General features: G+C 43.8%; 20 protein-coding genes, 2 pseudogenes and 1 other annotated feature. Of the genes and pseudogenes, 21 read left to right on the top strand and 1 reads right to left on the bottom strand.

What is annotated here, in order from left to right; translation table 11 throughout:
- The first annotated feature begins 28 nt into the window (after nucleotides 1-28).
- The 21 genes and pseudogenes from BM181_RS06805 to BM181_RS06705 all read left to right on the top strand — a co-directional run bounded on the left by BM181_RS06805 (nucleotide 29) and on the right by BM181_RS06705 (nucleotide 21,728).
- Complete coding sequence (locus tag BM181_RS06805; protein WP_075443243.1) at nucleotides 29-2,083, top strand: methyl-accepting chemotaxis protein; 2,055 nt, start codon at nucleotides 29-31, stop codon at nucleotides 2,081-2,083.
- 97 nt (nucleotides 2,084-2,180) lie between these two features.
- Nucleotides 2,181-2,330 (top strand): annotated as a pseudogene (locus tag BM181_RS06800) (IS200/IS605 family transposase); the annotation flags it as partial.
- Between the two features lie 4 nt (nucleotides 2,331-2,334).
- Complete coding sequence (tnpB, locus tag BM181_RS06795) at nucleotides 2,335-3,456, top strand: IS200/IS605 family element RNA-guided endonuclease TnpB (protein ID WP_075443241.1); 1,122 nt, start codon at nucleotides 2,335-2,337, stop codon at nucleotides 3,454-3,456.
- 505 nt (nucleotides 3,457-3,961) lie between these two features.
- Nucleotides 3,962-4,267 (top strand) — a binding site (T-box leader).
- Nucleotides 4,268-4,303: 36 nt separating this feature from the next.
- Nucleotides 4,304-5,638: an MFS transporter gene (locus BM181_RS06790; RefSeq protein WP_075443239.1), complete on the top strand. Its 1,335-nt coding sequence runs from the start codon at nucleotides 4,304-4,306 to the stop codon at nucleotides 5,636-5,638.
- A 504-nt stretch (nucleotides 5,639-6,142) separates the two neighbouring features.
- Nucleotides 6,143-6,364 (top strand): DUF1659 domain-containing protein, encoded by a 222-nt coding sequence (locus tag BM181_RS06785; protein ID WP_075443237.1) that lies wholly within the window; start codon nucleotides 6,143-6,145, stop codon nucleotides 6,362-6,364.
- A 26-nt stretch (nucleotides 6,365-6,390) separates the two neighbouring features.
- Nucleotides 6,391-6,606, top strand: coding sequence for a DUF2922 domain-containing protein (locus tag BM181_RS06780; RefSeq protein ID WP_075443235.1), 216 nt, complete (start codon nucleotides 6,391-6,393; stop codon nucleotides 6,604-6,606).
- A gap of 11 nt (nucleotides 6,607-6,617) precedes the next feature.
- Entirely contained in the window at nucleotides 6,618-6,764 is a 147-nt protein-coding gene (locus BM181_RS06775; protein ID WP_075443319.1) for a YvrJ family protein, read from the top strand.
- Between the two features lie 476 nt (nucleotides 6,765-7,240).
- Nucleotides 7,241-7,831, top strand: coding sequence for a hypothetical protein (locus tag BM181_RS06770; protein WP_075443233.1), 591 nt, complete (start codon nucleotides 7,241-7,243; stop codon nucleotides 7,829-7,831).
- A 1-nt stretch (nucleotide 7,832) separates the two neighbouring features.
- A complete protein-coding gene (locus BM181_RS06765; RefSeq protein ID WP_075443231.1) occupies nucleotides 7,833-8,123 on the top strand; it encodes a hypothetical protein in 291 nt (96 codons plus the stop codon).
- Nucleotides 8,110-8,598, top strand: coding sequence for a hypothetical protein (locus BM181_RS06760; protein ID WP_075443229.1), 489 nt, complete (start codon nucleotides 8,110-8,112; stop codon nucleotides 8,596-8,598). The genes BM181_RS06765 and BM181_RS06760 overlap by 14 nt, the downstream gene beginning before the upstream one ends.
- A gap of 224 nt (nucleotides 8,599-8,822) precedes the next feature.
- A complete protein-coding gene (locus tag BM181_RS06755) occupies nucleotides 8,823-10,196 on the top strand; it encodes a GumC family protein (RefSeq protein WP_256211314.1) in 1,374 nt (457 codons plus the stop codon).
- Between the two features lie 30 nt (nucleotides 10,197-10,226).
- Nucleotides 10,227-11,477, top strand: a complete 1,251-nt coding sequence (locus BM181_RS06750; protein WP_075443227.1) for a glycosyltransferase family 4 protein — start codon at nucleotides 10,227-10,229, stop codon at nucleotides 11,475-11,477.
- Between the two features lie 55 nt (nucleotides 11,478-11,532).
- Nucleotides 11,533-12,711, top strand: a complete 1,179-nt coding sequence (locus tag BM181_RS06745) for a glycosyltransferase (RefSeq protein WP_075443225.1) — start codon at nucleotides 11,533-11,535, stop codon at nucleotides 12,709-12,711.
- A gap of 43 nt (nucleotides 12,712-12,754) precedes the next feature.
- Complete coding sequence (locus tag BM181_RS06740; protein ID WP_075443223.1) at nucleotides 12,755-13,921, top strand: glycosyltransferase; 1,167 nt, start codon at nucleotides 12,755-12,757, stop codon at nucleotides 13,919-13,921.
- Between the two features lie 24 nt (nucleotides 13,922-13,945).
- A complete protein-coding gene (locus BM181_RS06735) occupies nucleotides 13,946-15,145 on the top strand; it encodes a hypothetical protein (protein WP_075443221.1) in 1,200 nt (399 codons plus the stop codon).
- Between the two features lies 1 nt (nucleotide 15,146).
- Nucleotides 15,147-16,214 (top strand): TDP-N-acetylfucosamine:lipid II N-acetylfucosaminyltransferase family protein, encoded by a 1,068-nt coding sequence (locus BM181_RS06730; protein WP_075443219.1) that lies wholly within the window; start codon nucleotides 15,147-15,149, stop codon nucleotides 16,212-16,214.
- 153 nt (nucleotides 16,215-16,367) lie between these two features.
- Nucleotides 16,368-17,813, top strand: coding sequence for a lipopolysaccharide biosynthesis protein (locus tag BM181_RS06725; RefSeq protein ID WP_075443217.1), 1,446 nt, complete (start codon nucleotides 16,368-16,370; stop codon nucleotides 17,811-17,813).
- Nucleotides 17,814-17,855: 42 nt separating this feature from the next.
- Nucleotides 17,856-19,052, top strand: coding sequence for an ATP-grasp domain-containing protein (locus tag BM181_RS06720; protein ID WP_075443215.1), 1,197 nt, complete (start codon nucleotides 17,856-17,858; stop codon nucleotides 19,050-19,052).
- Between the two features lie 14 nt (nucleotides 19,053-19,066).
- Nucleotides 19,067-20,026 carry a hypothetical protein gene (locus BM181_RS06715; RefSeq protein ID WP_218150102.1) on the top strand — a complete coding sequence of 320 codons (960 nt, stop codon included), beginning with the start codon at nucleotides 19,067-19,069 and terminating at the stop codon, nucleotides 20,024-20,026.
- On the top strand, nucleotides 20,023-20,583 hold the full coding sequence (locus tag BM181_RS06710; RefSeq protein ID WP_075443213.1) for a GNAT family N-acetyltransferase: 561 nt from the start codon (nucleotides 20,023-20,025) through the stop codon (nucleotides 20,581-20,583). Before BM181_RS06715 ends, BM181_RS06710 begins: the two co-directional genes overlap by 4 nt.
- A gap of 20 nt (nucleotides 20,584-20,603) precedes the next feature.
- Nucleotides 20,604-21,728 (top strand): DegT/DnrJ/EryC1/StrS family aminotransferase, encoded by a 1,125-nt coding sequence (locus BM181_RS06705; protein WP_256211313.1) that lies wholly within the window; start codon nucleotides 20,604-20,606, stop codon nucleotides 21,726-21,728.
- Nucleotides 21,729-22,072: 344 nt separating this feature from the next.
- On the opposite strand, the pseudogene BM181_RS06700 reads toward BM181_RS06705, so the two are convergent.
- A pseudogene (locus tag BM181_RS06700) lies at nucleotides 22,073-23,055 on the bottom strand (IS30 family transposase).
- Nucleotides 23,056-23,140: the final 85 nt, after the last annotated feature.

The following is a 23,140-nucleotide window of genomic DNA, read 5'->3' as shown; positions in this document are numbered from 1 at the left end:
AGGTGAAGCAATAATAGGGGGGAAAGCTATGGACAAACAATATAGTACAAATACGGCAACAGGCAATGTGCGTACCGTCAAGACGGAAATACTGATGTATGTATTTCCGGTGGTCGTTATCGGGCTTGTCTTGATGGCAGGCATCATATTCAAATACGTTGGGCAGACGTTTGAGGAACAGCTTACGACGACGGCCCTGCGCAATGCGCAGGAAGTATCGGATGGTGTCTCAAGCTGGCTCGATGCGCGGATGCTCGAGACGCAGACAGCCGCCAGCAATCCATCGGCCAAGCGGCTCAAGGAGTCGCCGGAGGGCATGAACGAGAACAACAAGTATCGTCTCGCCCTGATGAACAAGATTTATCCGGGCGTCTACGACAGCGTCAGCTGGGGTCCGTTCGATGGCTCGGGGGTGCTCTATGGCGAGACGAAAAATGGCTTCAAGGAAATGCACAATGCCGATAAGGCCTGGTACAAGGAAACCATGACGGGCGCGAAGGATTCATTCATGGCGTCGCCGGTCATCTCGCAGGCCACGGGTAAGATTATCGTCAACTCGATCGCACTGGCCAAGGACGAGAATGGGCAGAACGTCGGCATGGTGCTCGCGGCTATCTATGTCGATGCCGTCATGGAAAAAGTCAGCAGCTTCAAGCTGGGCTCGGATGGCTATAGCCTACTCATCTCCAAAGAGGGCACCTACATCGTCAATCCCGATGAGAGCGCTATCATGAAGAAGAAAATCGCAGACGAAGATGACCCGGGCCTGCGGTCGCTTGGCGAAAAAATGCTCTCAGGGCAGGCTGGCGTCTATAAGTTTACCAATAAAGACGGCAAGGATATGATTGCCTTCTACACCCCCATCAAGGCTACGGGCTGGGGCATGGCAACGATTGCCTATCAGGATGAGCTCTTTGCCCCGGTCGGCAATGTCCTCAAAATCATGACGGGCATCAGTATCCTGCTGATTTTGCTGATTTCGCTGGGCATCTATGCGACGGTCAACCGCGCCATGCGGCCGCTTGCCGTCATGATGGCAGAGATGCAGCTGCTCGCCGATGGCGACTTCCGCAACCGTCCGACCCGTATCACCGTGAGCAACGAGCTCGGGCAGCTGGCCGCTGCCGTCCGCACGATGCGGCAGGCAGTCCGCGGCGTGCTTGACCGCGTGAGCTGCTCCTCGGAAAGTCTCTCGGCATCGGCTGAGGAGCTCAATGCGACAACGGCGCAATCGGCACAGGCCTCGAATCAGGTCGCAGACTCGATTGTCCGCGTTGCGCAGGGGACGAGCGAGCAGCTCGATGCGGTACGCTCGACGAGCGGCGCCATCGAGACACTGAATGAAACCATCCAGCACGTTGCTGGCCAGGCGGATCAGGCCGCATCACATGGCCGTGAAGCTGCCGATGTTGCCCGCACAGGCGGCAAGACGCTCGAGCAGGCCATCGGCCAGATCAAGCGCATCGAGCAGAGCACGAACGAGTCGACTAAGGTCGTCACGGCCCTCGGTGAGCGCTCGGCAGAAATCGGGCAGATTGTCGATACCATCTCGTCCATCTCCGAGCAGACGAACCTTTTGGCACTCAATGCTGCCATCGAGGCAGCCCGTGCAGGCGAGCATGGCCGTGGCTTTGCCGTCGTTGCCGATGAGGTCAGGAAGCTCGCGGAGTCCTCGCAGGCAGCTGCACAGCAGATTGCCGCGCTTATCCAGCAGACGCGGCAGGATACCGAAAATGCCGTCGCCGGTATGCAGGCGGGCAGCGAGGAAGTCCGTGTCGGCACGCAGAACATCATCAGCATGGGCGAGAGCTTCCGCCGCATCATCGAGATTGTCGAGGCGGTATCGGATCAGGTGCAGGATATCTCGTCTGCAATCTCTGGCATGGCCGGCAGCGGCGAGGAAATCGTCGAACATATCCGCACCATCGGCGAGGCCAGCCGCACAGCTGCTGAGGAAGCCGAGACGGTATCGGCAGCCACCGAGGAGCAGAGTGCCAGCGTCCAGGAAATCTCCAACGCCAGCGAAAGCCTCGCCAAGATGGCCGAAGAGCTGCAGCAGGAGATTGCGAAATTCAAACTGTAAGCCTTCGCTGTTATCGAATGCGGCGTAAAACCCCTAGCTTCAGATATGGGGATATAAGCCGCGTCCGCTGAATTTGCGTAAGTAATTGAAGGTGGGCAATCGGATATTGAGACAGGAATTTCCATGGTTGACTACAAAATTGCCAAGTCTATGGACAAACAGCTATTTCTGCTCTACCGTTGGTGGCGCACCGCTTAACATTGTGAAGCGGTATATCGAGAATCAAAAAACATTGCAAAGGAAGTGAGAAAATGGAAAAATACACAATGGGTTTCAAGTCCAGGATATACCCCAATCATACCCAACAGGAGCTAATCAATCGTACCTTGGGCTGTTGTCGATTTGTGTTCAACCATTTTCTGGCTATCCGCAGGGACGAGTGGACTGCAAATCATAAGTCTGTAAACTATAATCAAACCAGTGCTATGCTGACGGATTTGAAAAGATACGAAGAATACAGCTGGCTGAAACAGGTGGACAGCATGGCGTTGCAGGAGTCCCTGAAAAATCTCGATACAGCATACCAGAATTTCTTCGAGCACCAGTCAAGATACCCCCGCTTCAAGTCCAAGCACAACCATAGCCAATCCTACCGCACCAGGAATCAGAGCAATGGCATCCGTATCTTAGGGAATCGAATTAAGCTGCCTAAAATCGGAGCTGTGAAAATCAAGCAGAGCCGAGAATTTGACGGGCGAATCCTTAATGCTACGGTCAGCCGTACTGCTTCTGGTAAATACTTTGTGTCTATATGCGTAGAATTGGACAGGGAAACTTTGCTTAAGACCAATGATGGCGGGCAAATAGGTATTGATGTAGGCTTGAAGGAATTCTATTCGGACAGCAACGGGAATACTGTTGCCAACCCTAGAATTCTACGGTGTTTGACAAGAAAGCTCGTGCGAGAACAAAGACGGCTTTCCAGAAAAATGCCAAGATCTGTCAATCGTAGCAAGGCTCGTATCCGTGTTGCCAAAGTCCATGAGCGTATATCCAATATCCGCAAAGACTTTCTGCACAAAACTTCTACAACGTTGGTTAGAAAGAATAAAACCATAGCCATAGAACATCTGCAAATCAAAAACATGATGAGGAATCACAAACTGGCTCGTGCTATATCAGACGTAAGCTGGTCTGAGTTCTTCCGTCAGCTTGAGTACAAAGCAGAATTACATGGATCTGAAGTCCTGAAGGTAGATACGTTCTACCCGTCCAGCCAAACTTGCTCTGAGTGCGGCTACCAGAACACGGAAACTAAAAATCTCGGTGTCAGAGAGTGGACTTGCCCTGAATGTGGCTCGCATCATGACCGAGATACCAACGCTGCAATAAACATACTGCGAAGGGCAATAGAACAAAAACAAGTTGCTTAACATAAATCAGTACCGTGGGGCACACGGGAATTCACGCTTGGGGAGAATGTGTAAGTCAGTCTGGCTACGGTCAGACTGCAGTGTTCAGCGAACCAAGAATCCCCTGGATTTATCCATGGGGAGTGTCAACTTGACAGAAAGCGGCTGACGTGCTATTATCAAGGTAACGAATGAGAAACAAATGATGCGAAAACCCCGTTAATCAGCTTAGGACCTGATTAACGGGGTTTTCTACGTTTTTGGTTAATCCTAGTGCGTCAACCACCACTCAAATAACTTGAGCAGCACACCGACGATTAACGGAGCAACGATGAGCTCAACGAATTTTTTGAGAAACAAATGATACACCTCCTTTCATTGGAGGCTATATATAGAATAACATATATTGAATGGAATGAAAAGAATGTTTGTTTGGGTATCTTGGTTTTAAAATTAATAGTTGACAACTTTACACTATGGTGCTATTGTTATATGCGTAAGATGTAAACAAGAAAACACATATAACAAACAGTTGATGACGAGAAAGAGTATGCTCGCGGTGAGACGCATAGCGAGCCGGGTATGGTGAAAGCCGGTAGTACAGCGGGAGCAGAAAATCATCTCCGAGACATGGCGCTGAACGGCGGCCCTGCGGGCTGTCAGTAAGCGGCCACGGCAGCACCCCGTTACAGGTGCCGCGTATGATGGTACGTTGATTGCATGCTTTGCATAGACAGGATTGCACGGATACTGCCAGAGTACGTTGTAGAGCGCCATGGCCGCAAGGCTATGGAATCTGGGTGGTAACGCGGATATATCGTCCGTCCCTTTATAGGGACGGACATTTTTTATTTTAGGAGGTATTATCATGGAAAACATCGATTTCGCCAGTCTCAAGCGCAGGCGTGACCTGCGCATCGTCCTGCCGGTATTTTTGGTCTCCATCATCGCCTGCATCGACCGCGTCAATGTGGCCTATGCCAAGCTCACGATGACGCAGGATCTGCCGTGGATCACGCCGGAGGTCTTCGGTGCGGGCGCCGGCATCTTCTTCGTCGGCTATCTGATTTTCGAGATCCCAGGCTCGCTCGTCGCGGCGAAATTCTCTGCGACCAAGTGGATTGCCCGCATCATGTTCACTTGGGGCCTCGTTTGCGTGGCGATGGCCTTTATGACGACGCAGTTCCATTTCTACCTCTGCCGCTTCCTCTTGGGCGCATCGGAGGCAAGCCTTTATCCCGTCATCTACTCGGTGCTCTTCCCGCGCTGGTTCACGGCTGGCGAGCGCTCCCGCGCCACGAGCCTGATGCTCACGAGCCTCTTGCTCAGCAACATCATCGGCGCGCCGCTGGCGGGCGTTCTCTTGGAGACGTCGTTCTTCGGCATGCATGGCTGGCAGGAGCTCTTCATCCTGGAGGCCGTACCGGCGCTTGCCTTTGCGGTATTCTTCTTCTTTGGTGTCAAGGATCGTCCCGACCAGGTCAGCTGGCTGTCGGCCGCGGAGAAAAAATATCTTACGGAAAACTTCAACGCGGAACAGGCCCGCATGCAGGGCCGCAAGAAGTACACGGTGCTCAAAGCCTTCAAAGATCCGAAGGTGCTCAAGCTCTGCCTGATTTACTTCCTCTGGGTTGTCGGCTTCTGGGGCTTCTACTTCTGGATGCCGACCGTGCTCAAAGAGCTCTCGGGCCTTTCGACCTCGCTCTTGGGCGGTGCTATCGCCATCCCGATGACTGCCGCGCTCGTCGTGCAGGTCATCCTCGGCCATACCTCCACGCGCACGGGCGATAAAGTCTGGCATGTGGCGGGCGCACTCTTCGTCGGTGCTGTCGGCCTTGCCTGCTCGCCGCATGCAGGCAGCCTCGGCATGGCGCTCTTCCTCGTCTGCCTCTCAGCCATCGGCATCCATGCCGCCATGGGCATCTGGTGGACAATCCCGACCACGTTCCTCACAGGCCCTGCGGCCGCAGCCTCTGTCGCGCTCATCAACAGCTGCGGCAACATCGGCGGCTGGGTCGGCCCGAATATGATGGCCTGGGTCAAGACAACGACCGGCAGCTTCGACCTCGGCTACTACATCATGGGCGCCTTCATGCTGCTCTCCGGCCTGCTCGTCCTCACCATCAAATATAAACTCAATGGCGAGGTAAAAGATGACGTTGATCCGGCAGCGGAAGTCACGGCAGAGACGGTCAATGCCTAACGGGGTAAATTCATGTAAACGAAAAGCCGTCCACTGATGTGAACGGCTTTTCCCCTCCGTGGCTGGCCTTTGCCCGAGGGGATTACTGATTGCTGTACTATTTCATCAGCAAGGTGAATAGATAGTTGGCAGCTAGTCCTGCAAGTAAGGAAAGCAGGAAGTCACGCAACAGGTTTAGGTTATTCATCGCCAAACCTCCCTTCCGCTGAGAGGTGCACAGCGAAATAATTATAGCATTTTTCTGCTTGGTGTGCTACAATTACAGTAGGTTTAGGATGTTCATTGCTGACAGCGTCGCGGGTTGGCCGCCTGCGTCGCGGGAGTCCGCTGGTGGACAAAGAGAGGGAGCCATTCCAAAGGGATGGCTCTTTTTGTATGTACGTTTAGGGCACGGTTTTCCGTGCTTTTTTTATAATCTGGTTGCTTTTTGCCCCGCTTCCTCTATGTACTATAAGTGAAAGGAGCTCCTCAAACCATCATTTATATAGAAAGGAAGTAATCTCTATGGCAAAACGTGAAAACACCACGAGTAAACTCATCCTCAAGGTCATCACCGGGCAGACGATGGCTGGCAAAGACAAATACGCCCAGCGCGTATTCCGCAACCTGAATCCGGCCATCGGCGACGAGCAGGCCTATGAGCTCGGCGCAAAGCTTGGCCGCCTGCAGGAGTACACCGTCGCCGCTGTCGTCCGTCAGGATGCCAGTGACCTCATCGCCGAGTAACCATCGTCTGGAAAGGAGACCTACCCATGAAAGCAACGCTTAAAATCGTCATGAACCTCGAAAACGGCAAAACCAGCACCATCACGGTAGCGCATCCGCGTGAAGACGTCGCCGCAGCCGACATCAACGCCTTCATCGACGCAGCTGTCGCCAGCAAGGCCTTCCTCGTCGATGGCTCGCCTGTCATCGGCGTAAAGAAAGCCTATCTCCAGTCGGTCGATGACACGAGCATCATCGCCTGATGGGGCCGGCCATGGAACAGACCGTCCTGACGGCCATATCCGCCGTCGGCTTTCCCATCGTCGTGACCTTCTACCTGCTGACCCGCTTCCAGCGCTCGATGGATCGCTTCACCGAGCAGCTGGGCGAGCTGGTAAAAGAACTGCAGCGGCGTGGCTGAAAGACTCCCTTGCAAATACTGCCAAAAGCATCCTGCCTTTGGCAGTATTTTTTTTATGCCAAGCAACATCGCTGCCTGACAGAATCCAGCAGAGGAAGCTGCGCAAATACACAACGACAAAACAATACATCCATATACGCGAATCGGTACGACGATACCTGAGACTACACCCAGACTACAAAGAGAATGCCACAAAAAGCCTTCCCTTTTGGGGAAGGTGCCCCGAAGGGGCGGATGAGGTCATACTGTACACGATCTCTTCTATCGGACATCTTCTCCAAGGGAAGGCTTTTTATACGCATGTTCATGCGTAAATAACGAACAACTTTGCGTACTGGAAAAAATTAAAGCCAAACAAGATAAAAATTATAAAATACACTTGAATTTACCGTGCAAAAGAGATATAATGTGCTCGTGAACACAATACAAAAGGAGATGAAACACGGCAAATAAATAAAACAGAAAGAAGGATAAAAATGAACGGGAAAATGACTCAACAAGAACTACGCCAAACCGTACCAGATGCCAGAGACATCGACGCCCTCATACCCTGCACAGACAAAAACGGCGGCGAAAGTACCTGCATCCTCCTGGCAAGCGGCAAGACCCGCCTGTACCGCAGTGCTATCCAGACCATCGCCCGCATCTACGCAGCCCGCGAGGACAAAGAATTCGGGCGGGTGGGGCGCAGCTGCGCCTGTCTGCTCGGCCGGTCGCATGGCACCATCTATCCCATCTCGCTTGATCTCACGCTGGTCGGGCTCAAGATGCGCAGCAAAGGCTATAGCTCCCATCACTCGACGCGGGCCTACGTGAACATCGCCCATCCGCTCCTCGTCCGCAAGGCGGGCGCGTGGCCGTATGGCCTCATCGTATTCGGCTCGGGCAGCCAGCTGGCTACGCTCTGGCATGTCCGCACCGTCAGCCAGAAACTCGACCAGGCCCGCTATATCTACCTGCGGCACTTTACCACTGCTAGGCAGCGGCTGGCCCGCGCTGAGCGTACCCTGCCGGCCATCCTCAGAGAAGATAACAGCACAGCATATGCAGCACAGGAGGAAAACTGAAATGGACATGATTCTTGCAAATCTCACCCGTCATGGCAAAGAACTCGGCGTATCCGCCGCAGTCATCCGCAAACTCTACGAGCGCTATGGCTCCTTCAACGTCGACCGCGCCCTCACACTGCTCTGGTACGAGACGCGGACGCGCACCATCCTGCACCCTTCGGGCTGGCTTTGCCATGCCATCGAGCACCACTACCGCACGCGCAACATCCCGCATACGGGACGGCAGCAGCGGCGGGAAAGTAATGCAAAATACACGGGGAAAGAAGGCGCACATCATGATAGAAACTGACCCGAAACTTGTGCGCATCCACCATCTCGACCTGCTCGAATACTTCTCCGACTCGGAGGAACGGCTCATCAGCCAGCTCGACTGGCTGCTCGACCGCACTGGCAACGTCCGCGAAGGCCGCTACTGGGTATACTACAGCACCAGCCGCTGGGCAAGCGAGCTGCACCTGTCCCCCTCCACCGTCCAGCGCACCATCGCCCATCTCATCCGGATCGGCGTCCTGATCAGCCGCAACTACAACCACCACGCCTACGACCGCACCCGCTGGCTCACGATCAACTACGACCGCCTCGGCGAAATGGGCATCCGTGCCCGGCACTTCTGCGAAAACGACCGCGCCCGCAAAGCCCATATCCTCGTCGAACAATGGGAAGAGGAGCAGGAAAAACAAAACGTCGCCCCGAGACACTACGGCAAAGACTCGTTCTTCTACCAGCTGCCGAAGGAAGTACAGGCGATGATGCTGGCGCACTGAAAATATGTTCATACTGAGGTGCTAACATAAAAAGACCTGTTTATCGGCAGGCCTTTTTATGTTGCAAAATTGACATTGATTAATACTGGATATATACTAACATTAAGTGTGTAAAATACACTAAATATCGTATTATAAACAATAGAAAGGAGTCATCCTTGACGCAGTATGAAATCTGTGTCGTACCGTTCACTTAGTAAATCGTAAAGGAGTTTGTCAGATAAATGGACGATAAGATGAAAGATGATGAAATAGAGATCGATCTGGGACGATTGTTCCAGATTCTTGTAGATCGCAAGAAAATTGTGGCAGAAATCGTTGGTGTGTGTACAGCTGCTGCGATAGGTATTGCTTTTATTATACCGCCAACCTTTGAGTCTGATACATTGGTACAGACACAGAGTGCCAACAAGGTGGATTTGTCTGGTGCATCGACGGCAATGGCAGCATTGGGAATGGGAGGTGCCGCTGCATCACCTACCAATAATTATATGGAAATGATGAAGTCACGAGCAGTACTGATGCCTATCATTGATCAGCTTGAAGATATTCCTGCGGAAGAAAAAGAGAAAATGACCGCTGAGAAATTTGCCAAGAAAAATCTGAATCTGGAAAATGTCAAAGGCACGAATCTCATCAAAGTCACAGCCAAAGGCCGTACTCCGGAAGAGGCACAGATGATTGCGTCGGGGGTGGTGGATAACTTCCTCAAGATGATGACCGAGATGAATCAGGACAGTCAGTCCTATATGGTCAAATTCCTCAATGAGCGCATTGAGACGGCTGAGAAGGAAGCGGATGAGGCTGCATCGAAGTTGGCGGCATTCCAGAAGGAACACAAGCTTTATAAACCGGATGATCAAGCTAAGGCCGCTATTGAGCAACTGGCGGCCTTTGATAAGGCGATCAGTGATATGCAGGTACAACAGAAATCTGCGCAGGCACAGTACGATGTAGCGACGCAGAAACTCGGCGAACAAAAAGCGGGCGCATTTAACTATCGCATCAATGACAACAGTACAGTCCAAAGTATCCGCTCACAGATTGTAGCTAAAGAAGTGGAGCTTGTAGGTCTTCATCAGAAATACACAGACAACCATCCGACTGTTGCAGCAGCACAACAGCAGCTGAACCAACTCAATCAGGCATTGGCTAATGAGGTAAGCGCGGTAGTTAACTCCAATGCGGCCAGCATGAACAGCGCTCAGATGGAGCTTGTGAAGAATCAAGCATTGGCACAGGCACAGGCAAGCGCGGCTAGTGCTAGTGAGGCAGCTATTAAAGAGAAAAAAGCCGAGAAGGAAAAAGAAATCGGCCAGCTGCCTGATGCAATGGTTAGCTATCTCCAGCTGGAGAGCGATGCCAAGATAAAAAAACAAATCTATACGACGCTTGTCCAGAATTGTGAGCAGAACAAACTGCAGGAAGCAATGCAGAGCATGGATATCCAGATAATTGATGCTGCCGACTTGCCCGTTGAGAAAAGTGCACCGAGACGGTCGTTGATTGCGTTAGGTGGGATGGTTATGGGGATTTTTATTAGTTTGTTTTATGCTTTTGAGATTTATCGAAAAGAAAGAAAAAATTCGATGGTGTAATTTTATATAGACGGAGTGGAGGAAATAAATGTGAAGAGGCGTGTATTGATATATGCACATTACTATGCTCCTGACGTGGCATCTACAGGGCAAATCCTTCAGGATATAGCAGAAGGTATGCTGGATGATTTCGAAGTTACGGTTATATGTGTTGTTCCGTCTTATACAGGAGTAATTCACGAGAAATATAAAAAGAGAAAATATTTTTTTGAAAAATTGAATGGTGTTAATGTCGTTCGAGTGAGAGTGCCTGAATTTTCTAAGGAAAATAAGTTAAGTCGCATAAAAAATATTTTGACTTATTTTTATTTAGGAGTATTAGCGACTCGCAAAATAGGTGAACAAGATGTTGTGTTTTCTATATCGCAACCGCCAATATTAGGCGGTATACTTGGCCTTTTTGGAAGCTGGTTAAAACGTGCTAAGTATATATATAATATACAAGATTTTAATCCCGAACAGATCATGAGTGTAGGGTATAGTAACAATAATATATTTTTAAAGTTGGCGATGAGTTTGGATAAGTTTACTTGTCGTCATGCGGATATGGTTATTACTGTTGGTAGAGATTTAGTAGAAACATTAAAGAAACGGTTTGCGAATAAGGATGTTCCCAGATATGCAATGATTAATAATTGGATTGATGAGCAGAATGTTTACCCATTATCAAGAAAAAATGTAAATGTACTAGCATTTAAAAAGAAATATGGGTTAGAAGGTAAATTTGTTGTAATGTATTCTGGAAATATTGGTCTGTATTATGATTTGGAGGGATTGATGAGAGTAATATATGAGTTTAAGCCGGGAACAACCATGTATGATGGACGGGAAGTAATATTCGCTTTTGTGGGTGCCGGAACAATTCTTAATAAACTAAAAGAATATGTAAAAGAGAATAAAATGAGAAATGTATGTTTCATTCCTTATCAAGACAAATCGAAACTTATTTACTCTTTGAATGCTGGAGATGTTCATTTGTGTGTAAATGCGAGAGGAATAAAAGGTGTAAGTTGTCCTTCGAAAGCTTATGGAATCATGGCAGTGGGGAAACCAATAATAGGTGTGTTAGAAGCTGGTACTGAGATTAGAAGTATCATTGATGAAAGCGGATGTGGAAAGTGCTGTGAGCCTGGAGATTATGAGAAAATAAAAAAAATAATTCAATGGTATATTGAAAATGATAGTGCTGAAATGGGGGAGAGAGGAAGATTGATATTAGAGAAAAGATTGACTAAGAATCGTAGTGTGAAAGAATATATTAATATAATAAAAGGTTTGTGATTTTGTGAGAGTTGTTCAAATAAATACGTTTCCAAATAAGTCGACAGGAACAATTATGATGAATATCCATCATGCGTTGCAACAACAAAATTATGAATCTTATGTTGTGTGGGGACGTGGACGTAAAACTGAAAATGAATACGAATATTCTATGGAAGATATTTTGGGAATATGTATTCATGGTGTCATGACTAGATTGTTTGATCAAACAGGATTTTGGTCAATGCATGCAACTCGAAAATTAATTGCCTTTATTGAGAAAATAAAGCCGGATATTATACATCTTCATAATTTGCATGGATATTATATAAACATAGATCTGTTATATGAATATTTAAAAAAAACAAAGGTTAAAGTGGTTTGGACATTACACGATTGTTGGGCTATAACTGGACATTGTGCACATTTTCAAATACCGAGGTGTAATAAGTGGCAAGATGGGTGTGGCAAATGTGTAAAAAAAATGAGTTATCCAGCATCGTTTTTTGTAGATGGATCTAAAAAAAACTGGGAACGAAAAAAAAGAATTTTTGCAAGCGTAGAGTCTTCTATCGTTGTCCCTAGTAGGTGGCTAGGAGATATAATAAAAAAATCTTATTTAAGAAATAATAGTATTACTATTATTAATAATGGCGTTGACCTTGATTTATTTAGACCTAGAAAAACGAGTTTTAAGATAAAATATGGGATTGAAAATAAAAATATAGTGCTAGGGGTAGCTAGTGAATGGACTGAACAAAAAGGTATTAATGATTTTCTAAAACTAAGGAATTATCTTGATGACAGTATTCTGTTAGTTATGGTTGGTGTTACAAAAAAACAGAGGAAAAAATTGCCAGTCGGAATAATAGGGATTGAGAGAACCAATAATGCGAAAGAATTAGCAGCGATATATTCTTCGGCGGATGTTTTTTTAAATACGACGTATGAAGATACGTATCCAACTGTAAATATGGAAGCTTTGGCGTGTGGGTGTCCTGTCATAACATATGATACTGGTGGGGCATTAGAATCAGCATGCTTAGGGGATTATGAATATAAGCCACATGGAAAAGCATTTCGGAAATTAGGAACAAATTCAGTCTGTATAGAAGAGCTTGCGGATAATGTTAAGATGATGATAAATAAGAAAAAAAACATAAAAGCATGTCGTTCTGTTGCAAAAAAAAATCATGATGTTCATACTCAAAACTTAAAGTATATTGAGCTATATAAAAGGATATTAGTACCTTAAGACTTCTGGCAATTTTTATTATTTGAATGTAGGCGGTAATGTTATGAAAATTTTACATATATGTTTGTGTGGGCCGATGACTGATGGATGGAGTTATCAAGAAAACGTAATTACAAAGTACCAAAAAAAAATGGACTTGGATGTAACAATAATTGCATCAAAATATGTATGGAATAAAAAAAATCAGTTGGTTTTTTTTGACAGAACTAACTATGTCAATGATGATGGGGTTAAAGTTGTTAGAATTAATAATGCTTTTCACACCAACGTATTAAGCAAATTTAAGATATATACTGGATTGTATGATAATATAGAGAAAATTAAGCCGAATGTTTTGTTTATACACGGCGCATCGTTTTTGGATACATATACAATAGTTAAATATTTGCGTAATAATCCGGATACGAAAGTATACGTAGACAATCATAATGATTTTTCGAATTCAGCGAGAAATATGCTTTCAAAATACATTCTGCACAAGTTTTTATGGAGAATTATGCATAGAATGCTGCTCCCGTTTACAGAAAAGTTTTATGGAGTTTTACCAGCGCGTGTTGATTTTTTGGTAGACGTATATGGAATCCCCTCTCAAAAAACTGATTTATTAGTTATGGGGGCAGATGATGAAGCGGTAAGGAAAGGGATGGGGAAGAAAGGGGATATTCGAAGAAAGTATAGAATAAAAGATACTGATTTTTTAGTTATGACAGCAGGGAAAATAGATTTGTATAAAAAACAAACACTGTTATTGATGAAAGCAGTTAAGGCGATAAATAGAGATAATGTTAAGCTGATAATCTTCGGTAATATAGATAAAAAAATAGAAAATGAATTTTTAAAGCTATGTGATAACAAGCTTGTTAAGTATATAGGTTGGGCTGAAGGAAATGAATCGTATGCTTTTTTCTCTGCAGCTGATTTGGTAGTGTTTCCTGGTCGTCATTCTGTATATTGGGAACAAGTTGTGGGGATAGGCGTGCCAATGATTTGTAAACATTGGCCGGGAACTACACATGTTGATATTGGGGGGAATATTAGATTTTTAAATGAAGACTCTCCAGAATGCATAAAAAAAGAGATTTTATCATTGGTGGATAATCCAACTGAATACGAGAAAATGAAGATGAAGGCTAATGGGAAAGGCAAAAAAAGATTTTTGTATAGCACTATAGCAAGACAATCAATAGGATATCAAAATGGTGATGATTGAATTATGTAAGGTAAGGATAAGAAAATGAAGCATACTTTTTATGTATTAAAACTGCATGATTATGTTGCAATATTATTCTTTTCATTTGGGATAGGAAGGATAGTATGGTCTGGATATAATACGGTGTTACTTTTTTTGGGGCTTTTGTGGATATGTTTGGTGTTGCCATGGTTTGTTAGAATGTCATATATAATAGATAAAAAGGTTATGTTATATAGCTTATTTATATTGATATATGGCCTGATAATGTTGACGGCAAATGATTTTAATGTTGCGATTAGTTATTTTGGCACATATTTGATCTATTGGATTATTTTGGTTATGTCTTCTTACTATTGCCAGCCAATGTATATTAATAGGATAAAAAAGATTATAGATATTGTGCTTGTTTGGATAGGAATAATGTGCTTAGGCGCAATAATATATTATAATAGTCATCCTGGAGCGGCACGATTATATGCAACGCATCAATCGGATTTAGATGGTTATATGATAGGGGGGGGATATCAATTAGCTATAATCTGTTCTATGTTATTACCACTTTGTATTGAGCGGATCTTTAAACATGAAAGAATATATATATTGTTTTCAGTGTTGATGATAGTGTTGATTTGGAAGACTTCATCGGTGATAACTATAATAACGGCAGCTCTAGCTTGCTTGGTTCAATTCGCTTATCAAATAAGCGCGCGTAAAAGATTTTATATGCTTGTCGTTGTGGCCGTTTGTGCCTTCTTTAGTGGTTACGTTGGTGATATTATAATTGACTTGTTTTCTGTCCAAAAAACATCTGGAATAGCACCAAACCCTGTTTTTGTAAGAATGTCAGAAATTGGGATGTTGCTAAATGGTGTAAATGTAGGGGAAATCCTTAATACGGCGTTATATTTACGGATAGAAAATTATATGTATCCAATACAAAGTATAATGGATAATCCGTTGTTTGGGAGTATGTTTTCGAAAGGCGTAAGTCCAGAGTCTGGTATATATAATGATTCAGTGATAATTACGTCTTTTGCTTGTTGGGGAATACCTTTGACAATGCTTTATTTATCTCCGTTTATTTGTAATTTTGTGCGATATAAAATTTGGGGTGGATCAATATTTGCGATAATTATGACATTGCTTTTAAATCCGTCTATGGGATTTTCACTTATTTGTGGAGCATGGCTCATTTTGCCAGCGTTATGTAAAATAAATATGAATTATAGAAACGAGAGGTAATATGAATATTGTATTTTTTATCAATAAATCACATAACTTTCCTAGTAAAATGATTGAATACATGACACAAAGATTTCCTGAAATTAAGAAAGAATTTTATGTAGTTGATAGAAAAAATGAGGTTTACTTGCCTAATCTAAATAATGTACATAGAATTACATCATATTTTGAATTTATTACAAATAATCAATTGAGAAGAGACATAAGGAAAAGTGATAAAATCATTGTCAGTGGTGTATTTACGATGCAATATGTGATGATGTTTATGGGTAAAGATATATTAAACAAAACATATTGGCAATTTTGGGGTGGGGATTATGAAGTATTCAATAATGAGAAAATCACCATTAAACAGAAGATGAGAAAGAAAATAGTAGATAGATGTTTATCTCTAGCTAAAGGAATCGTTTTATTAACACATCAAGAAGTGGATGTGTTTAAGAAAGTTTTTGGTAAAGTATATGATTGTAAAATGTTTGCAGTTCCAGTTCCTAGTGGAAGCGGATATGAAAAAATTCTAAAAAAAGTTAGAAGCCAAAATCCTCAAATGAAAAGAGGGGGGAAGAAAAGAATAATAATTGGAAATTCAGCTACGGTAACTAATAGACACGAAAAATTATTCAATAAAATTGCGAATCTAAATTTTAAGGATATCGACTTGCTATGTCCTCTCTCGTATGGTAATGATTTATACCGAAATGAGATAGTTATATTAGGGAAGCGATTTTTTGGGGATAGATTTATACCTATTGTTGACTATATGGAATATGATGAGTATGTTTCCTTGTTGAATTCTTGCGATGTAGGTGTTTATAATCATAGTCGACAACAAGCCTTGGGGAATATATCATTGATGCTACATTTAGGTAAAAAAGTCTATGCGCCTTCTAATATCTGCGATTATTATGAGCAGTATGGCTACAAAATATATAATATAGATTTGATTTCGAAGCAGAATATAAATGAGGTGCTTGAGTTTTCGGATGAATATGCAAAGCGGAATGTGAAATGTTTAGCTGTTAGACAAAAATATATTTATGATGAATGGAAAAAAATAATTACTGATTAAGACAATGTGCACAAGTTTAATCGATAATATTTGACAAGGAATTCCAATGCATACATATATTGTATTTGTTTTGAAAATTTTTATATAATTATTCGATATATGGCAAAAAGGATAATGTTTTTTCTTGAAAAATAAGGAGAAAATTTCTTTTTTATGAAGATTTCACGCGTTATTTCGGGTATGTTCTGGCGATTTATAGAAAAGTCTGCTTCGCAGGGAATTTCTCTGGCGGTTACAATTCTTTTAGCGCGTCTGCTTAGCCCTACAGATTTTGGTACCCTTGCATTGCTGACCATTTTTATCAATATTTTACAGGTTTTTGTAGACAGTGGTCTTGGGAGTGCTTTGATACAGAAGAAGGATGTCGATGATGTGGATTTTTCCACGGTGTTTTATTTCAATTGTGTATCTTGTGCTGTGATGTATGGAGTACTTTATTTTGGGGCACCTTGGATTGCAGAGTTTTATCAGGATGAAGCGCTGACGGAGTTGATTCGCGTTCTAGGTCTAGTATTGTTGATTTCTGGTGTGAGGAGCGTTCAGAATGCCTATATCATCAGAAAGTTGGCTTTCCGGTTGTCTTTTACTGCTTCGCTGACGGCTCTTATGATTTCAGCAATTGTAGCTGTGGTTATGGCATTTTATGGTTTTGGTGTATGGGCGCTGATTATGCAGCAGATTGTTAACGTTGCTGTGGGAACGGTTGTTCTTTGGTATGTGACGGCATGGCGGCCTAAGTTAACTTTTTCCAGACAGAGATTCCATTTCCTGTTTACGTTTGGCAGCCGATTGCTATTGTCTTCCTTGTTGGACACGGGATACAAAAATCTTAGCCAGCTGATCATCGGTCGGATTTACTCGCCCAGTGATTTAGCTTATTACACGCAGGGGGCGAGGTATCCGATGACAATCGTTTCGAATATCAATGCTTCCATTGACAGCGTTCTGTTTCCTGTGCTATCGCAGGCACAGGACGATACGGCACATTTACGAAATATGATGCGCCGGGCAGTCTGTGTGAGCAGCTTTTTGCTGTGGCCGTTGATGATGCTGCTTGCAGCGGCGGCGGAACCTTTGGTGCGGCTGCTGATGACGGAAAAGTGGCTGCCGTTGGTGCCCTATCTGCAGGTGTTTTGCTTTAGCTATGCTTTATGGCCAATTCATACCGCGAATCTAAATGGCATCAAAGCTTTAGGACGGAGCGATATTTTCCTGCGACTGGAGATAATAAAAAAAGTCATGGGCCTTTGTGTATTGGTGACTACTATGTTTTACGGGCCGTTTGTGATGGCTTGCGGTACGGCGGCAAGCGGCTTGGTTAGCACAGCAATCAATTCCTGGCCGAACCGGAAGCTTTTGGGGTATTCCTGCCGTGAACAGTGGGAGGATATTGCTCCAGGATGTATTTTGGCAGTGTTGGTTGGAGCAACTGTTTATCCGCTGGGGCATATGGGCTGGCCTGATGCATTGTCTGTGGCGGCAGAAGTCTTGCTGGGCCTGTTGCTATATGCTTTGCTGGCTTATCTGTTGAAGCTGGAGGTTCTGACTTATTTGGTGCAGACGGTAGAGAGCATCCGAAAAAAGCACCAGAGCAAATAGTATGAGCAAAATATTTTATATGAATGTCAGGGGGATTTTAGTATGAAAAAATTGATGCTTTTAGGTGGTTCACGATATTTATTGCCGGCCATAAAAGCTGCACATGAATTAGGTGTTTATGTTATTACCTGTGATTATCTGCCGGATAATTATGCTCATAAATTTGCAGATGAATATCATAATGTAAGCATTATAGATAAAGATGCTGTCCTGGAATTGGCACAGAGATTAAAAATTGATGGAATTATGTCTTATGCAACCGATCCCGGTGTGGTTACGGCTGCTTATGTGGCTGAACAAATGGGATTGCCTACTAGTCCCTATGAATCTGTATGTATCTTACAAAACAAGGGGCTGTTTCGCGCTTTTTTGCAAGAACATGAGTTTAATGTTCCTAAAGCGAAGAGTTATAAGCAGTTTGCAGAATTAGAAAAAGATATGGATGAGTGGGATTTTCCGGTTATTGTTAAGCCTGTGGATTCAGCAGGAAGCAAAGGAGTTAGCCGCGTTGATGATAGAGAAAAGCTTAAAAGTGCTTTTGATTATGCAAGGGAAAAATCTCTAACCGATGAATGTATTGTGGAGACATTTATCGAAAATGTTGGTTATGCCATGTCAGGGGATAGTTTTTCTGTTGATGGTCAGCTGGTATATTTTTGTTTGGACAGTCAATGGTTTGATGTGTCAGCACCCAATCCGTTTGCGCCAGGTGCAAACTTTTGGCCCACAAATGCAGCTAAAAGTGTGCAGTTAGAGCTTAAAAGAGAAATTCAGCGGTTGATATCGCTTTTAGGGATGAAAACGACCATATATAATATCGAGGCACGTGTGGGGAAGGATGGCAAGGTCTATATTATGGAAGTTTCACCTCGAGCTGGTGGAAATAGATTGGCCGAGGTTCAGCGTCTGGCAACAGGACAGGATATTATTATGGGAGCAGTAAAGGGCAGTCTGGGCATGGCTGTTACTGAACTGTCAGAACCACAATACGATGGAGTATGGGGGCTGAGTGTTATTCATAGTCGGCGTAACGGCAGGTTTGTTTGTTTAGATATAGCACCTAAGGTAAGGGATAAGATTCATGAAATTGATTTATGGGTAAGCCATAATGAATTCGTTAGAGCATTTACAGGAGCAAACGAATCATTAGGGACGATTATCTGGCATTGTGCAAATCAGCAGGAGATGATAAATATATTAGATGATTTAGGGGATTTGGTACAAGTAAATGTAGAGTGATGGGGGCAGAACATATGAGAGAAGATATGCAGGAATTAGGTGGATATATCGAATTTGAGCGATTTGATCGTCCAATGAAGTATGCAGATGGAATCCTGTTAAATTCTGGGAGAAGCTGCTTGGAATATCTGTTGCGTGCAAAAAATATTTCGCTAATTTACCTGCCATGGTTTTGCTGTAGTTCTGTAAGGGATACTTGCTTGAAAATTGGCACGGAAGTACGTCAATATGATTTAGGCGAAGATTGGTTGCCGTGTAATTTGGAGGCGGCTGAAGACGCATATGTATATATTGTAAATTTTTATGGACAAGTATCGGCAGAACAAATTTTGATGCTTAAAGAAAAATATAAGCATATTATTGTAGATAATGCTCAAGCTTATTTTGCAGCACCAGTTACAGGTGTTGATACGCTTTATACATGCCGCAAGTTTTTTGGCGTAGCGGATGGTGGTGTGCTATATACTGATGTGACATTGGATATGGATTTACCACTTGATGAATCTTTTACGAGGATGCATTTTCTTTTGGGACGCTATGAACGGACTGCTTCAGAATTCTATCAGGAGTATATAGACAATAATAAGATTTTTGCCAGTGAGGGAATCAAGCGAATGTCTACACTGACACAGAATTTATTGCATGGTGTGGATTATGAGAAGGTTTCTGAAAAACGCACAAGGAATTTTGAATTGCTAAATAGAGAATTTGCTGGAATAAATAAACTTCATATTAAAAGTACACTAGGGGGATATTGCTATCCTTTGCTACTGGATGAAGGTGCAAGTATTCGTAGAAGAATGATTAAGGAAAAAATTTATGTGCCATGCTTATGGCCTAATGTTTTGGAAGATGTCCAAGCAGGTACATGGGAATATGAACTGGCGACAAATGTACTTCCATTGCCCATTGACCAGCGTTATGGTAGGACAGAAATGGAATATATTGTGAAAAAGATAAGGGAAATATTATGAATGATAAAGAAATTATCTATGATAGTCCACCTTATGATAAGATGAAAATGGTAGATTTATCAGCTGAATCAGAGGATATGCAGTGGGCTATTCTTGATTATCATAATCAGTCATTTGTATTGAATAACATTGTAGATAATATGGTGTTTACTCGCGAGGGACATGCAAATTTTTTAGCTAAATATCCCACTATGCAAAGAAAACAGTACATTGTTTATTATGATGGAAAAGCTATCGGTAAAGTCTCATTTACTCCGCTGGAAAATGGTGAATATGAAAGCATGGGATATTATCTATTCCATGAAGAGGATTTGCACAAGCATTTTGGGATGCTTATGGTGACTTTTTGCTATCATTATTTGTTTGATCAGAAAAAAGCTAAAAAGCTAAAGTACAGTGCTTTAAAAGGCAATAAAGCTAGCCAAAGAATTTCTTTGAGATTAGGTTGTAAAATTGTGCGAGAAGATGGGGAAAAAGTATATTTGGAATGTCAAAGAGATGATTATGAAGAGCATATTGCAGATGTTGATAAATATTTAGCTGCATATTTTCGTTAAATAATGAGTGAGAAATAGGAATGGAGATTTTTATGAAAAATAATATATTAGTTACGAGGTCTTCTATGCCATTAATGGAAGAATATGTAGATGAAATAAAAGATATATGGGATTCGCATTGGCTTACCAACATGGGGGCGAAGCATAAGGAGCTGCAAAAGGAACTGCAGGAATATTTCGGTGTTGAACATATGGATTTGTTTACTAATGGCCATATGGCATTGGAACTTTCCTTGCAGGCATTGAATTTGCAGGGGGAGGTAATTACGACACCATTTACCTTTGCTTCCACGACACATGCAATTGTGCGGAATGGGCTTACGCCGGTATTCTGTGATATCAATCCCGTCGATTTTACGATGGATGTAGAGAAGCTGGAATCATTGATTACGGATAAGACCTGTGCAATTATGCCGGTGCATGTGTATGGCAACGTTTGCAATGTGGAAGAGATTGAGCGGATTGCCAAGAAATATGAGCTCAAAGTCATCTATGATGCGGCTCATACCTTTGGCGTGAAGTATAAAGGTATGAGTACCGCTGCTTTTGGTGATGTATCCTGCTTCAGCTTCCATGCGACTAAAGTTTTCAATACCATTGAAGGCGGCGCGGCCTGCTTCAAGGATGAGGAATTCGGGTTGGAGCTTTATCGTCTGAAGAACTTTGGCATCCGTGGTCCGGAGCGGGTGGATGCTGTGGGGGCAAATGCCAAGATGAATGAATTCTGCGCGGCTATGGGACTCTGCAATCTGCGACATGTGGATGAAGAGATTGCTAAGCGTAAAAAGGTTGTAGAACGTTATCGGGAACGCTTGGATGGAGTGGAAGGTCTGCAACTGAATCCGATTCAGAAGGATGTAGAGCCTAACTATGCATATTTCCCTGTCATATTCACGCCGAAGTTGTTTGGAGCAACGCGCAGCGAAGTGGTGGACGCTTTGGCTGAAAAAGGAATTGGTGCAAGAAAATATTTCTATCCATTGACGAATACGTTTGAATGTTTCCATAATGCTTTTGATGTGGATAAAACTCCTGTGGCTTTGCATATGAGCCGAAATGTATTAACCCTGCCATTATATGCGGATTTGGCATTGAAGGATGTTGATGTAATCTGCGATACTGTCTTGGAGTGTGGCAAACAATGATTAGATAAGTTATGAATAGGAAGGGGAGACTTAGAAATTTTATGGAATCAGCAATATGAAAGGGAATTATATGTAAATTAAAATCAAACAGGGTGAAATATGATGCTATGTTGTCAGTAAGGAAGTGGTACAGGTATTGAGTCACAGACAGAACATTTCTGTATGTTTTGTTTTGGGACACATATACTTGGCTCTGTACCATTAACGTTGGTGAAGGAATAGGTATAGCCTTAGAGGTTTAGATTAAGGTGGTTGTGAAAGTTTTTCTGAAAATAATCGCAAATCGACTATAAGAAAAAATCCTTCTAAACGCAATGTAACTCAATATATTATGGGACGGATTGTCAAGTCAAGTGCAACACCTTTGAAAAGTGAACCTCATATGGTGTTTTGTAGTTAAGACATTTCCTTGGACGTAAGTTCATCATAGCCACTTTTCTCTGTATGTAATCATCAGAGATAGTTGTTATATCTTTGCCTTTTGGAAAATATTCTCTAAGCAAGCCGTTAGTATTCTCGTTGGAGCCTCTCTGCCACGGATGGTGAGGCTGCGGAAAATAGAATGGCAGTCCATCCAGGTATTCTGTCACATCTGCATGACGGGCAAATTCTTTGCCCCTGCCAGGCGTTACCGATAGAGCTGTGGCACCAAGAAGCAAGTCGATCGTTGTCCTGTTTACGGCCTGAGCATTTTTCTTGTCAGCTTTGCCGCACATAAGGTAGAGGCTCTTTCGGTCGACGAGGGTTACAAGGCAGGCTTTCCTTGCTGGCCAACAACGGTGTCAGCTTCCCAATGCCCTATTTCTGAACGGTTTTCGGCTCCTGCCGGGCGTTCTGTAATATCGTGGCTAATCTGGATTTTGCCAAGCTTCTCCTCAGCGGAGCGTTTCCTCTTGCGCTTGCCACGGTGCCTCAATTTCTTTATGACACTTGCTGTAAAAGCTTTTTGGGCGTTCAGCCATCCGCTGTATATCGCACGGTATATGGTCGTGGTGCTTATGACATACTGGCCATATTCGGCTCTCAGCCGTCTGGCAATTTCCTCTGGAGACCACTGACATTCGAGTAGTTTGTGCTTTACAAGCTCCAAGAGGCTGGTGTGTTCCAACCTGTTATGGGGCTTGCAATAAGCACGGCGTGCCTGATACTGGTGCTGTGCCACTACTGGCATATACTGGCTGCCAACAGAGTTTCTGCGAAGCTCTCGGGATATGATTCCCTTGTTTCGCCACATACTTTCGGCTATGGCAGTGATGGAATAGCCTTTGGCCCTAAGAAATAGTAGATTTTCTCTCTCATATAGTGTAAGATGTTCGTAATGACGCATAGTTCCTCCTGGAAATGGGTTGTCGCAAACACCATTATACCAGAGGTCTATGCGTTATTTTATTTTACGCTATGTGATGTTGCAC

The sequence above is a fragment of the Pseudoselenomonas ruminantium genome (assembly GCF_900113715.1).
GTDB classification, from domain to species: Bacteria; Bacillota; Negativicutes; order Selenomonadales; family Selenomonadaceae; genus Selenomonas_A; species Selenomonas_A caprae.
The sequence above is the reverse complement of the archived record's forward strand: the minus strand, read 5'-3'. Positions and strand labels throughout refer to the sequence as shown.

Excerpts from the sequence above, each read along its gene's own strand:
- BM181_RS06715 (WP_218150102.1), top strand. The coding sequence starts at position 19,067 with ATGAGAGAAGATATGCAGGAATTAGGTGGATATATCGAATTTGAGCGA.
- BM181_RS06805 (WP_075443243.1), top strand. The coding sequence starts at position 29 with ATGGACAAACAATATAGTACAAATACGGCAACAGGCAATGTGCGTACC.
- BM181_RS06730 (WP_075443219.1), top strand. The coding sequence starts at position 15,147 with ATGAATATTGTATTTTTTATCAATAAATCACATAACTTTCCTAGTAAA.
- BM181_RS06740 (WP_075443223.1), top strand. The coding sequence starts at position 12,755 with ATGAAAATTTTACATATATGTTTGTGTGGGCCGATGACTGATGGATGG.
- BM181_RS06725 (WP_075443217.1), top strand. The coding sequence starts at position 16,368 with ATGAAGATTTCACGCGTTATTTCGGGTATGTTCTGGCGATTTATAGAA.
- BM181_RS06735 (WP_075443221.1), top strand. The coding sequence starts at position 13,946 with ATGAAGCATACTTTTTATGTATTAAAACTGCATGATTATGTTGCAATA.
- BM181_RS06760 (WP_075443229.1), top strand. The coding sequence starts at position 8,110 with ATGATAGAAACTGACCCGAAACTTGTGCGCATCCACCATCTCGACCTG.
- BM181_RS06770 (WP_075443233.1), top strand. The coding sequence starts at position 7,241 with ATGAACGGGAAAATGACTCAACAAGAACTACGCCAAACCGTACCAGAT.
- BM181_RS06780 (WP_075443235.1), top strand. The coding sequence starts at position 6,391 with ATGAAAGCAACGCTTAAAATCGTCATGAACCTCGAAAACGGCAAAACC.
- BM181_RS06705 (WP_256211313.1), top strand. The coding sequence starts at position 20,604 with ATGGAGATTTTTATGAAAAATAATATATTAGTTACGAGGTCTTCTATG.
- BM181_RS06775 (WP_075443319.1), top strand. The coding sequence starts at position 6,618 with ATGGAACAGACCGTCCTGACGGCCATATCCGCCGTCGGCTTTCCCATC.
- BM181_RS06790 (WP_075443239.1), top strand. The coding sequence starts at position 4,304 with ATGGAAAACATCGATTTCGCCAGTCTCAAGCGCAGGCGTGACCTGCGC.
- BM181_RS06755 (WP_256211314.1), top strand. The coding sequence starts at position 8,823 with ATGGACGATAAGATGAAAGATGATGAAATAGAGATCGATCTGGGACGA.
- BM181_RS06745 (WP_075443225.1), top strand. The coding sequence starts at position 11,533 with ATGATGAATATCCATCATGCGTTGCAACAACAAAATTATGAATCTTAT.
- BM181_RS06785 (WP_075443237.1), top strand. The coding sequence starts at position 6,143 with ATGGCAAAACGTGAAAACACCACGAGTAAACTCATCCTCAAGGTCATC.
- BM181_RS06720 (WP_075443215.1), top strand. The coding sequence starts at position 17,856 with ATGAAAAAATTGATGCTTTTAGGTGGTTCACGATATTTATTGCCGGCC.
- BM181_RS06710 (WP_075443213.1), top strand. The coding sequence starts at position 20,023 with ATGAATGATAAAGAAATTATCTATGATAGTCCACCTTATGATAAGATG.
- BM181_RS06765 (WP_075443231.1), top strand. The coding sequence starts at position 7,833 with ATGGACATGATTCTTGCAAATCTCACCCGTCATGGCAAAGAACTCGGC.
- tnpB (WP_075443241.1), top strand. The coding sequence starts at position 2,335 with ATGGAAAAATACACAATGGGTTTCAAGTCCAGGATATACCCCAATCAT.